This window comes from Streptomyces sp. S4.7 (genome assembly GCF_010384365.1).
Classification (GTDB): domain Bacteria; phylum Actinomycetota; class Actinomycetes; order Streptomycetales; family Streptomycetaceae; genus Streptomyces.
In genome coordinates, this window is record NZ_CP048397.1 from 1,081,685 (window position 1) to 1,093,486 (window position 11,802).

The window sequence follows — 11,802 nt, forward strand, 5'->3', positions numbered from 1 at the left end:
ACTTGGTCCACTGTTCAACAGATTCACCTGTCCGCACCACTCGACCGAGGCATGCTTTTCGGCCATTGCGTCGCTGTCGCCGGGCTGGAAATAGTTAAATTCCGATTGCTTCCGCATATGCCCCGACGCGCCCGTCACGGCGGTACGTTCGCTGCCGCGGGCCGATTCCCCTTCCGGTCCGCGGTCCCGTATCCGGGCCACTCCGGCGGGCGGCGGCCGTTGAACGCGGCGACGCCCTCCGCCCAGTCGGCCGAGAAGGCGACCGTGTGCCAGGCGGCGTCCTCGACTTCGAGCCCCGCCGCCAGATCCCGGCCCTGCCCCAGTCGCAGCGCGCGCTTGGCGGCACGCAGCGCCACAGGCGAGTTGGCCGCGTAGGTACGCGCGAGGTCGAGAGCCGTGGCGCGGACCGCGCCGGCGGGCGCGAGGACGTCCACCAGCCCGAGGTCGCGTGCCTCGGTGGCCGGTACCCGTCGCCCGCTGAAGATCAGCTGGGCCGCGACGGCCGCCCCGACCCTGCGGGGCAGCAACTGCGTACCGCCGCCGCCCGGAATGACCCCGACCGTGGTCTCGGGCAGCCCCACGGTCGCGCCGGGGTCCGCCACGATGACGTCGCAGGACAGCGCGATCTCGTAACCACCGCCCAGCGCGTAGCCCTGAACAGCGGCGACGACCGGCATGGGCAGCGCCAGTACGCCCGCGTACGCCGCCCGGCTGCCCGGCCGCGCCGCGGCCCGGTCGGCCTCGGTGTAGCCGGCACGTTCCTTGAGATCGGCACCCACGCAGAAGGCGCGTTCACAGCGGGAGGTGATGACGGTGACGCCGACGGAGAGGTCATGTCCGAGATCAGCCGTCGCGTCGGCCAGCGCGGCGCCGAAGTCGGCGGAAACCGCGTTCATGCGTTCTGGCCGATTCAGGACCAGTTCGGCGATCCGGCCGTTGTGTGTGCGGTGAACGAGAATGTACTCTCCGTAGCGCAGTTCGGACATCACGCCCTGCCCGGTCCGGGATCAGGGCCGATGTCCGCCATCGACGGTGAGCACACCGCCCCACGGTGAATTTCGGCCACGGTCGAATATGACACGGCTGGACATGTGATTGCGCGCAGCACGACTCGCTTCTCCCCCGACGTAATCAGTGCCTGATACGACGTAAATCTGCCATCTGCCGAGAGGGGGCCGCCAGTGCGCATGCACGTCGTAATGCCGCCAGGCGAGAATGCGACGGGCCGAAAACCCGCCAAATTGCCTGAACGGATTAATCTGGAATTTTCGGACATGAGGTAGTGCAGTGAATATGCCAGCTCACCATGTTGATCGCTCCCCGCTCCCGATAGACGAGGAGATCACCTCGGCCTACGCATTCCTCTGCGGTTCGGGGAACGCGTCCGTCGAACAGATCGCCGCCGCGCTGGAAATCGGAATCGAACGAGCGCGGCAATTGGTCGGCCGCCTCACGGAGTTACATCTGATCGATTCCGCCGGGGACGGCACGTACACACCGGGATCGCCCCGGGCGCTCGGCGCCGGCGTCATCGCCCCCGCCATCAGGGAGCTGGAGAGCGGCCAGCAGCAGATCATCAGGATGATGACGGAGCTGGACGCCCTCACCAAGATCTACGAGCGGAGTCCAGCCGAGCGGCTGCGCCGTCCCCGGATCGAGATCCTGCCCGAGGTCACCGCCGTACGGGCGGTCCTGACCGAACTCTCGGCAGGGGCTCGGACGGAGATCCTCACCTCCCAGCCGGGCGGCGCCCGCCCCGCCGATGTGCTGCGCGAGTCCCTCGAACGGACGGAAGCGGTGCTGAGCCGCGGCATCACCATGCGCACCGTCTACCAGTACACCGCCCAGTTCTCACAGGTCACGGTGGACTACGTCCGCCATGTGACGGAGCGGGGCGTCGAAGTGCGCATGCTCGGCGACGCCTTGATGCGGATGATCATCTTCGACCGGGAGATCGCCGTCCTGCCGCAGTACGACCGGGACGGTGCCGTGGTCGTCAGCGACCGGAGCATCGTGGACTTCGCCGTGCAGGCGTTCGAACGCGCCTGGCCGGTGGCGAGGCCGTTCCCCGTCTCGTACGACCGGGGCCAGGTCAAGAGCACCTCGGTCGAAATCCAGCTCTCCATCTCACGGTTGCTGGTGGAAGGGCTGGAGGACAAGGTGATCGCCCGCCGCATGGGCATGTCGCTGCGGACCTGCCAGCGCCACATCTCGGAGATCATGTCGCGCATCGGGGCCCGCAACCGGATGCACGCGGGCTATCTCCTGGGGAAGCTGATCGACAGTCAGAACTGACCGGGCACCGGAGCTCCACGCTCAGGACAGGTCCCGGGCGGACGAGGCTCCGGGCGAGGCGTCCGGCGAGTCGTCGGGTGAGCCGTCCGGGGAACCATCGGCGGAACCGCCGGGCGCGACCTCGCGCGTGGCCTTGGCAGCGCCCGAGGGCACGACGTACCGGGTGACGGCGAGACCGCCCACGAGCAGCACCAGCCCCGCCAGCACACCCACCCCCATGCCGAAGTGGGCCGGCTGCGGCAGCCAGGACGCGGAGGTGCTGACCGCGAGCCCGGCCGCCATGTTCCCGCAGATCTCACCGATGGCCGTGACCAGGCTGACGAGGCCGATGACATCCGTCAGCCGTGTCTGCGGCACCGTGTCCGCCGCCTCCACCTGGATCTTCGGGAAGGCCAGGCACTCCGCGACGGCGAACAGCGTCAGCCCCGCGAGGATGAGCGTCAGACTGCCGCTGAAGGAGAGCACGAGCCCCGTGCCCCCGCCCACCGCGACGATCAGATACAGCGCGCGGCGCCTCAGCCGGGTGAAGAACGGCAGGAGCGCCAGCTGGATGGCGATGATCGCCAGCGGCTGGAAGCTGAGGAACAGCGTCCGGTGCTCCGCCTGGGCGGGGTTGACCACCTCGTACAGCAGGATCATCGCGTAGAGGAACCCCATCGCGAAGTAGATCGCGAAGGTGTAGCCGAGCACCACCGCCACCGCGGGCGTCCTGAGGACGGTGAGCCGTCCGCGCAGCCCGTTCGCACCCCGGGGCGGCAGCGCGAAGTCGAGCCCCCGGGCGAGGAGTCCGACGGTGATCCCGATCACCGTCTCGACGACGGCCAGGACGAGCAGCGCGGGAACCCCGGCCCGTCCGACCGGCCCCGCCGCGAGCGGCGCCAGCACATAGGCGGTGTTCAGCAGGATGAAGAAGACCTGGAAGACCTGGCTGCGGCGGTCGTCGGTCGCCGCGGCGACCAACAGGGAACGCACCGCGGGGCGTGAGATGCCCACGCCGAGACCGGCCAGCACCGCGAAGAGATACAGCGCCGGAGCCGAGGTGCTGACGGCGACGGTGACGAATCCGGCGGCCTTCAGCGACGAGGCGATCGTCAGGACCCAGGCCGGATGGACCCGGCTGAACGCGATCGGCGTGACCAGCGCGCCGACCAGGGCCGAGCCGACATGCACGGACAGCGCGAAGGAGAAGACGGACGGCTCGATCCGCCCGCCGTGCAGGACCGCCACCGGAAGCAGCGTGAGCACCATCGCCAGACCGAAGTTGGACAGCAGGGTGAAACCCAGCCCCGCTCCCACGGCCCGGGGGTACCAGCCCGCCTTCGGCGTGCCCGTCTCGGTGGCCGTTCCCGTCATGCGCTGTGCGCCGGGGCGGGCTCGGACAGCAGCCGGCCGACCCACGGGAAGAACGCGTCGGCCAACTGCGACCGGGCGGGCTCGGGCATCGAGGAGAACTCCGCCATGGCGGTGCCCCACTCGCCGAGCACCGGCCCGTCGTCGGTCAGCAGCCAGTCCACACAGAGATATCCGGCCTGGAGATCCGCGACGATCCGCTCCACGTCACCGAGCACGGTCGCCACGTCCGGGTTGGCGCTCGAACTGCCGCCCTGGGTGATGTTGGCGAGGTACGCGCCCTCCGCCGGGCTGCGCAGCATGCTCGCGGCGAACTTCCCGTCGACCATCGCCACCCGCAGATCACCCTTGTTGGGCAGGTACTCCTGCACGATGTAGCTCTGCCCGGTCTGGGACGCGATGTCGACGGCGGCCCGCAACTGCTCGTAGCTGTCCAGCTTCAGCACACCGAAGCCGATGCCCATCTCGCGCGCCTTGAGGATGTACGGCCCCTCGCCGATCTCCTTGCGGACGACGTCGAGCCCCTTGCGCGCGTAGCGCCCGAAGGGCAGCGCCACCGTCTTCGGCACCCGCACCCCGAGCGTCGACGCACGGGCCAGGATCGCCAGCTTGTCGCGCTCCAGGCATTCCGGCCCCACGAGCGAGCGGTTGAGCAGGACGGAGTCGCTGGCGTCGATGGCCCGGTAGATGCCCCGCAGGAAATGAGTGGCCTGCGGGTCGCCGCTCACATCGTCCACGATGTACGCCTGCCGCGTCCGGAGCAGATCCACCCCGTCGTGCCACAGCCGGGGGCGCTCGTCGCACGCGGGCACGAGCTCGTTCGCGCTGATGAACCGGAAGGCGAATCCGTGCCTCGCGCAGGGCTCCGCCCAGCGCTCCGTCATCTGCTCGGTGATCTTGTCCACATACTCCGGCAGAAAGTCGTCCGGATGGCAGATCCACGTCACCAGGCGCTCATTCGCCACGATCGCAACTCCTACGAGAGACCTCATCGGCATGTGACGGCACCCCCGCGACCCACTCCGACCGCTGCACCGACGACGTCTCACTCTTTCAGGATTCCGGCCGGCCTCCCGTCCCTCCGGGGGCTCGGATCTTCGCCTTGCGCCGATGCGACAGGGGTGCGGGGCGGCCGGCCTCGCGACGGGCCTCAGGCCGTGCGCCGCAGCAGCGCCAGATACATCGCGTCCGTGCCGTGGACATGCGGCCACAGCTGGACGTCGGGGCCCTCCCCCAGCGCTGCGACGCCGGGCATCAGCGGCCGGGCGTCGACCCATTCGGCCTCGGCGGCGGGGCCGCCCCTGCCCTTGAGCACGTCCTCGACCACGACGCGCGTCTCGGCCAGGTGCGGGGAGCACGTGGCGTAGCCGACCACTCCGCCCACCCGCACGGCCTTCAGCGCCTCGCGCAGCAGTGACCGCTGGAGTGGCGCGAAGCCCTCCAGGTCCTCGGGACGACGGCGCCAGCGCGCCTCGGGGCGGCGGCGCAGGGCGCCGAGGCCGGTGCACGGGACGTCGACCAGGACGCGGTCGAAGACTCCGGGCCGCCACGGCGGGCGGGTGCCGTCGGCGGTGATCACCTGGTACGGGCCGGGGTTGCCCGCGAGCGCGCGCTCGACCAGGCGCGCGCGGTGCGGCTGCTTCTCGGAGGCGAGCAGCCGCGCGCCCCGCTCGGCGGCCAGCGCGGCCAGCAGCGCCGCTTTGCCGCCGGGGCCCGCGCAGCCGTCGAGCCACCGGCTGTCGGTGCCTTCCAGCGGCGCGTTGGCGAGCGCCACGGCGACGAGCTGGCTGCCCTCGTCCTGGACTCCGGCCCGGCCTTCGCGTACGGCGTCGATGGCGCCCGGTTCGCCGCCCTCGGTGAGCCGGACCGCGTACGGGGACCAGCGTCCCGGCAGTCCGGACTCCTCGCCCAGTGTGTCGAGGAGTGCGTCGGCCGAGACCCGTCCGGGGCGCGCGACGAGCGTCACCTCCGGGCGTTCGTTGTCTGCTTCGAGCAGGTCCTCGATGCCGGCCCGGCCGCCCCCGAGCGCGTCCCAGAGCGCGGAGACGATCCAGCGGGGATGGGAGTGGACGACGGCGAGGTGGTCCTCGGCGTCCTCGTCGTACGGCGGTGCGACCCGCTCCACCCAGGCGTCGAGGCCGTCCTTGGAGATCTTCCGCAGCACGGCGTTGACGAACTTCGCGCGGCCGTCGCCGAGCACGACGCGGGCGAGCTCCACACTCGCCGACACGGCGGCGTGCGTGGGGATCCGGGTGCCGAGCAACTGGTGCGCGCCGAGGGCCAGTACGTCGAGCACTGGCGGGTCGACCTGGCGCAGCGGGCGGTCGATGCAGGCGGAGATGATCGCGTCGTACGTGCCCTGGCGGCGGAGCGTGCCGTAGACCAGTTCGGTCGCGAGCGCCGCGTCGCGGTTGTCGAAGTCACCCGCCTCCCTGGCCTTCTTGAGGAGGGGCGGGAGGACGAGGTTGGCGTAGGCGGCGCGTTCGTCGACGGCCCGCAACGCCTCGAAGGCGAGGATCCGCACGGGATCCTTCTTGGGACGGCGGTAGGTCTTGGAGGGACGGCGACGTGCCTGCTCGTTCAAAGGTGCTCCGCAGTTGAAAAGGTGCTCCGCAACAGTGCCGCGCGTGAGGGTGCCGTGGTACCGCGCGTGGCGGTGGGACACCCTCAGCGTACGTCCGCGGCCCCCTCTGCCGCGCCGAGCCGCTCACCGGGCGCGATCCGCACGCCGCGGGCCCAGTCGGCGGCCCTCATGGGCTTCTTGCCCTGCGGCTGGACCCAGAGCAGCTCGACGGCGTACGAGCCGGTGCCGACGTGCACGGAGTTCTTGCCGACGGCCGGCTCCCCGGGCGCGAGGTCGGTGCGGTCGGGCACCGGCTTGAGCTGGATCAGCTTCAGGCGTTCGCCGCGGAAGACGGTCCAGGCGCCGGGCGCGGGGGTGCAGCCGCGTACGACACGGTCGACACGCAGCGCGGGCGCCGCCCAGTCGACACGCGCGTCCTCGACGGTGAGCTTGGGCGCGAGCGAGATGCCTTCGGTGGGCTGCTGTACGGCCTTGAGGGTGCCGTCCTCGATGCCGTCCATGGTCGCGGCGAGCAGTCCGGCACCGGCGAACGCGAGCCTGGTCAGCAGGTCACCGCTGGTGTCGGTGGGCCGTACGTCCTCGGTGATCACGCCGTACACCGGTCCCGAGTCCAGCCCTTCCTCGATGAGGAAGGTCGCCGCGCCGGTCGTCTCGTCCCCGGCGATCACCGCGTGCTGCACGGGCGCGGCGCCACGCCACGCGGGCAGCAGCGAGAAGTGCAGGTTGACCCAGCCGTTGGCCGGGATGTCGAGGGCGACGCGGGGCAGCAGCGCCCCGTAGGCGACGACCGGGCAGCAGTCGGGGGCGATCTCGCGCAGCCGGGTCAGGAAGGCCTCGTCACGGGGCCTGGCGGGCCGGAGGATCTCGATGCCCTCCTCTTCGGCGCGCTGCGCGACGGGGCTGGCGACGAGCCTGCGGCCACGGCCGGCGGGCGCGTCGGGGCGGGTGACGACGGCGGCGACCTCGTGCCGGTCGGAGGCGATCAGTGCGTCCAGGGCTGGTACGGCGACCTCGGGGGTGCCTGCGAAGACGAGCTTCACTGCGGGACTTCCTCGCTCTCTCGTGCGGCTTCCGGTCGGTCGTCGGCGGGCGGGCGGCGGGCACCGGCGCGGCCGACGACGGACAGCGCACCAGTCTATGGGCCGCCCGGGGCCGGGGCGGCAGGGGGCGTACGGGAGCCCGCGCGCCCCAGGCATATGCGCATACGCCCCCGCAGCGTGACCACAACGGCGGGTGGCGCGTTGTCAAGGGAGATTGACCTCAAACGGGCCGCCCGGTGCGGCCCGATCCGTTTCAACGCCGGTTCGAGAGGCTTGTTAATGGCCGACCACGCAACCCACGACGCACAAGCCCGGGCAAACCTGCACCTGTTGGTGCGGGACATCGAGCGCGTCCGCCGGCAGGTGGACGCACTGCGCACCCTCACAGCCCAGTTGGGCAACGTCTACCGCCCGCGCCGTTCAGGCCCTTCGACGGGCTTCGTCGTCTACGGCCGGGCGCCGGCCCCGACCGTCCGTCTCGCGCAGGAACTGCGGGACAGTGTCGAGAGTCTGGTGACGGCGGCCGTGGATTTCGATCGCTCGCTGGGCTTCTCGTGGGACGCGGTCGGCTCGGCGCTCGGTGTCACCAAGCAGGCGGTACACCGCCGTTACGGTACGAGACGCGCGGCCCAGCAGTCGGCCCCCGCCGAGGGCGAGCGCCCGGCGGACTCCGCACAGCCCCGCCCGTCGGGGCCCGCGCAGGGCGTCCCGGCGGTGCCCGCTGCCCGGTCGATGCCGCCGCAGCCGACGGTGGCGCCGCAGCCGCTCCGCGAAGAGGCACGCCCGGGGGCGTTCCCGGGTCCACGCAACGGCTGACGAGGCCGCTGCCCGATCGCAGGGACGGGTCGGCCGCGGGTGCGGCCCACCCGCCGGCCGGGGAGGCCGGGACGGGCGGGCAACCACCCGTCCGTCGCCGACGGTCGGGCCACCACCCGGCTGCCGGGGGTGGGTCGGGCGCCCCGTCAGCCGATGTCGGGGGGATCGATCCGGATACGCACCGGGTCGCCGCCGCCCCGTGCCAGCCGGCCCGCCTGGGCCGACTTCAGGGCCGTCGCCAGCGCCGCGCCGCTGCCCGGCGGCACGCGCAGCAGCGCGCGCTCCCACACCTCGCCCGGCGGCTGATCGCCGGTCCTGCGGGGCCGGGCCGGGTCCGTGACCGGCAGCGGGACCGGGCCCAGGACCTCGGCGTCGGGCGGCAGTTCGGCGGCGGCCAGGAACGCGGCGACCGCGTCGGGCCCGCCGGTCACCGCCGCCATCCGCGAGACCGGCGGGAAGCCCAGCTCCGCCCGCTCCGCCAGCTCGCGCTGGGCGTGGCCCACGGGATCCCAGCGCACGAGCGCCTGCACGGGCCGCAGCGTGGGCTCGGCCACGACCACGACCGTGCCGCCGTCGGCCTGGCCCCGGACCAGCGAAGCGGCGTGCAGCCAGCGCCGCAGCGCCTCCTCCCCCGCCCTCAGATCGGGCCGGCCGAGCATCGCCCAGCCGTCGAGGAGCAGCGCCGCCGCGTAGCCGCCTTCGGCGACGGGCTCGGCGCCGGGCGTGCTCACCACCAGCGCGGGGCGGCCGGGCACCGTGTCGAGGATGTGGTCGCGGCCCGACGTACGCACCGGGACCGCCGGGAACGCCCGGCCCAGCTCCTCCGCCGTACGCCGCGCGCCCACGACGCTGGCGCGCAGCCGCGTACCACCGCACTCCGCGCAGCGCCAGGCGGGCTCGCCGCGTCCGCACCATCCGCAGTGCAACTCCCGCTGTTCGGGGGCCTCCAGGGGGCCGGCGCAGTGGCGGCAGCGGGCGGGCGCACGGCAGCGCTCGCAGCCGAGCCGGGGCACATAGCCGCGCCGGGGGACCTGCACGAGGACCGGGCCGGTCCTGAGCCCTTCCCGGACCGCCTGCCAGGCGAGGCTGGGCAGCCGGGCCGCGCGGGCGGCCTCGTCGCGCGCCAGCTCGCCGTCCCCCACCGTCCGGATCAGGGGCGCGGCCGTACGGAACCGCTCCCGGTCGGCCGTCATCGGCAACGCCCAGCCCGTCTCGACCAGTTGGGCCGCCTCGACGGTGCAGCCCGTACTGCCCAGGAGGAAGGCGCACTTGTCGTGCGCGGCGCGCAGCAGCAGGACCTCGCGGGCGTGCGGCAGTGGCGCGTGGAGTTCGCTGTGGCTGGAGTCGCCGTCGTCCCAGATGGCGACGAGCCCGAGATCGCGCACGGGAGCGAACATGGCCGCGCGGGTCCCCACGACGGCCCGCACCGCGCCGCGTCGGACGGCGAGCCACTGGCCGTACCGCTTCTGCGGGCCCGCCTCCGCGGTGAGCAGCGCGTGGTGGCCCTCGCCGAGCAGGGCGGTGAGCGCGGTGTCGACGCGCGCCGCCGCGCGGCCGTCCGGGACGACGACGAGCGCGCCGCGCCCCGACGCGAGGGTCGCCGTGACGGCCCGCGCCAGCTCCTGCGCCCAGTGGGGTCCGGGCAGCGCGGTCCATACGGCCCTCGGGGAGCCGCCGTCGGCGAGCGCGTCCAGAAAAGCCGCGCCTTTCGCGTACCGCTCCCAGGTGCCCGTCTCCGGCCTGCCGGGCGCGGGCAGCGGATCGGGCGAGGGTCTGGCCTCCGCGCGCGCGTTCCTCGGTGGCACGGCCAGTTGCAGGACGTCGGCGAGGCTGCCCGCGTAACGGTCGGCGACGGCCCGCGCGAGCCCCAGCAGCTCGGGGCTGAGCACCGGCTCCGGGGACACCACACCGGCCAGTGCCGCGAGCGGTCCGGTGTAGTCCGACTCGGCCCGCCGCTCGACGACGAACCCGTCGATCAGCCGCCCGCCCTCACGGCGCCCGCCCCGCACCTGATGCGCCCCGGCCCCGAACCGCACCCGCACCCGGACGCCCGGCTGCGCGGCCTCGTCCAGCTCCTCGGGCACGGCGTAGTCGAAGAACTGGTCGAGATGCAGCACCCCTTTGTTCACCACGACGCGAGCCACGGGCAACTCCGCCGCCAATGGCGCCCCCCGCCAGGTCCGGGGCTTGGCGCGGGGCACCTTGGCGGCCCGCACGGTCTCCCGAATGAACGCGAGCTGCTCCGGCCCACCGCCCCCGGCGGACTCCTCGGACTGCTCGTCGTCGCTGCTCACAGCCAAATTCTTACCAGACGGCACCGACAGCCGCGGACGGTCCGGGGCCGACCGATCCCGCCCCCGTGATACGCCGACGGGCCCCGGACACCATCGGTGTCCGGGGCCCGTCGGCGCTGACGTACGCGGAACGCCTTCCTTACAGACCCGCCGCCTCGCGCAGCGCGTCCACGCGGTCCGTGCGCTCCCAGGTGAAGTCCGGCTCGTCGCGGCCGAAGTGGCCGTACGCCGCCGTCTGGGCGTAGATCGGGCGGAGCAGGTCCAGGTCGCGGATGATCGCGGCCGGGCGGAGGTCGAAGACCGTGGCGATGGCCTGTTCGATCTTCTCGACGTCGACCGAGGCCGTGCCGAAGGTCTCGACGAACAGGCCCACCGGCTCGGCCTTGCCGATCGCGTACGCGACCTGCACCTCGCAGCGCGAGGCGAGGCCCGCGGCGACCACGTTCTTGGCGACCCAGCGCATGGCGTACGCCGCCGAGCGGTCCACCTTGGACGGGTCCTTGCCGGAGAAGGCGCCGCCGCCGTGGCGGGCCATGCCGCCGTAGGTGTCGATGATGATCTTGCGGCCGGTGAGGCCGGCGTCGCCCATGGGGCCGCCGATCTCGAAGCGTCCGGTCGGGTTGACCAGCAGGCGGTAGCCCTCGGTCTCCAGCTTGATGCCGTCCTCGAGGAGCTGCTTGATGACGTGCTCGACGACGAACTCGCGGATGTCGGGTGCCAGGAGCGAGTCCAGGTCGATGTCCGAGGCGTGCTGCGAGGAGACGACGACCGTGTCGAGGCGGACGGCCTTGTCGCCGTCGTACTCGATGGTGACCTGGGTCTTGCCGTCGGGACGCAGGTACGGGATGGTCCCGTTCTTGCGGACCTCGGAGAGCCGGCGCGAGAGCCGGTGGGCGAGGTGGATCGGGAGCGGCATCAGCTCGGGCGTCTCGTCGCAGGCGTAGCCGAACATCAGGCCCTGGTCGCCGGCGCCCTGCTTGTCGAGCTCGTCGCCCTCTCCTTCGACCCGCTTCTCGTACGCGGTGTCGACACCCTGGGCGATGTCGGGCGACTGGGCGCCGATGGAGACCGAGACGCCGCAGGAGGCGCCGTCGAAGCCCTTCTTCGACGAGTCGTAGCCGATCTCCAGGACCTTGTCCCGGACCAGCTTCGCGATCGGCGCGTAGGCCTTGGTGGTGACCTCGCCGGCCACGTGGACCAGGCCTGTCGTGATCAGGGTCTCGACGGCGACCCGCGAGGTGGGGTCCTCCCGCAGGAGCGCGTCGAGAATGGTGTCGCTGATCTGGTCAGCGATCTTGTCAGGGTGACCTTCGGTCACAGACTCCGAAGTGAACAGACGGCGCGACACATCGCTCCCTGGGGTTGCAGCGGCTGCTGGCTAGATCCTTGGCGGAAGTGGCGGGGAGCTGCGCCCCGCGTCGTT

The 11,802-nt window shown here is 72.4% G+C and carries 9 protein-coding genes; 2 read left to right on the forward strand and 7 right to left on the reverse strand.

Annotated elements, in window-relative coordinates:
• Nucleotides 1-134 precede the first annotated feature (134 nt).
• Nucleotides 135-986 carry an enoyl-CoA hydratase-related protein gene (locus SSPS47_RS04675; RefSeq protein WP_164248969.1) on the reverse strand — a complete coding sequence of 284 codons (852 nt, stop codon included), beginning with the start codon at nucleotides 984-986 and terminating at the stop codon, nucleotides 135-137.
• A 307-nt stretch (nucleotides 987-1,293) separates the two neighbouring features.
• On the opposite strand from SSPS47_RS04675, the gene SSPS47_RS04680 reads away from it, so the two are divergent.
• Nucleotides 1,294-2,295, forward strand: a complete 1,002-nt coding sequence (locus SSPS47_RS04680; protein ID WP_164248970.1) for a helix-turn-helix transcriptional regulator — start codon at nucleotides 1,294-1,296, stop codon at nucleotides 2,293-2,295.
• Nucleotides 2,296-2,316: 21 nt separating this feature from the next.
• Here the strand turns inward: SSPS47_RS04680 and SSPS47_RS04685 are convergent, their stop codons facing one another.
• The 4 genes from SSPS47_RS04685 to fmt all read right to left on the reverse strand — a co-directional run bounded on the left by SSPS47_RS04685 (nucleotide 2,317) and on the right by fmt (nucleotide 7,269).
• Nucleotides 2,317-3,648, reverse strand: a complete 1,332-nt coding sequence (locus tag SSPS47_RS04685; protein ID WP_164248971.1) for an MFS transporter — start codon at nucleotides 3,646-3,648, stop codon at nucleotides 2,317-2,319.
• Entirely contained in the window at nucleotides 3,645-4,610 is a 966-nt protein-coding gene (locus SSPS47_RS04690) for a hypothetical protein (RefSeq protein WP_164248972.1), read from the reverse strand. The genes SSPS47_RS04685 and SSPS47_RS04690 overlap by 4 nt, the downstream gene beginning before the upstream one ends.
• Nucleotides 4,611-4,795: 185 nt before the next feature.
• Complete coding sequence (locus tag SSPS47_RS04695; RefSeq protein ID WP_147877584.1) at nucleotides 4,796-6,229, reverse strand: transcription antitermination factor NusB; 1,434 nt, start codon at nucleotides 6,227-6,229, stop codon at nucleotides 4,796-4,798.
• An 83-nt stretch (nucleotides 6,230-6,312) separates the two neighbouring features.
• Nucleotides 6,313-7,269, reverse strand: coding sequence for a methionyl-tRNA formyltransferase (fmt, locus tag SSPS47_RS04700; RefSeq protein ID WP_147877585.1), 957 nt, complete (start codon nucleotides 7,267-7,269; stop codon nucleotides 6,313-6,315).
• Between the two features lie 279 nt (nucleotides 7,270-7,548).
• On the opposite strand from fmt, the gene SSPS47_RS04705 reads away from it, so the two are divergent.
• Nucleotides 7,549-8,085, forward strand: a complete 537-nt coding sequence (locus SSPS47_RS04705) for a hypothetical protein (RefSeq protein ID WP_164248973.1) — start codon at nucleotides 7,549-7,551, stop codon at nucleotides 8,083-8,085.
• Nucleotides 8,086-8,231: 146 nt separating this feature from the next.
• Here SSPS47_RS04705 and SSPS47_RS04710 read toward each other — a convergent pair whose 3' ends face one another.
• Both SSPS47_RS04710 and metK read right to left on the reverse strand, forming a co-directional pair.
• Nucleotides 8,232-10,379 (reverse strand): primosomal protein N', encoded by a 2,148-nt coding sequence (locus SSPS47_RS04710; RefSeq protein ID WP_164248975.1) that lies wholly within the window; start codon nucleotides 10,377-10,379, stop codon nucleotides 8,232-8,234.
• Nucleotides 10,380-10,518: 139 nt separating this feature from the next.
• Nucleotides 10,519-11,727 carry a methionine adenosyltransferase gene (metK, locus tag SSPS47_RS04715; RefSeq protein WP_147877588.1) on the reverse strand — a complete coding sequence of 403 codons (1,209 nt, stop codon included), beginning with the start codon at nucleotides 11,725-11,727 and terminating at the stop codon, nucleotides 10,519-10,521.
• Between the last annotated feature and the right edge of the window lie 75 nt (nucleotides 11,728-11,802).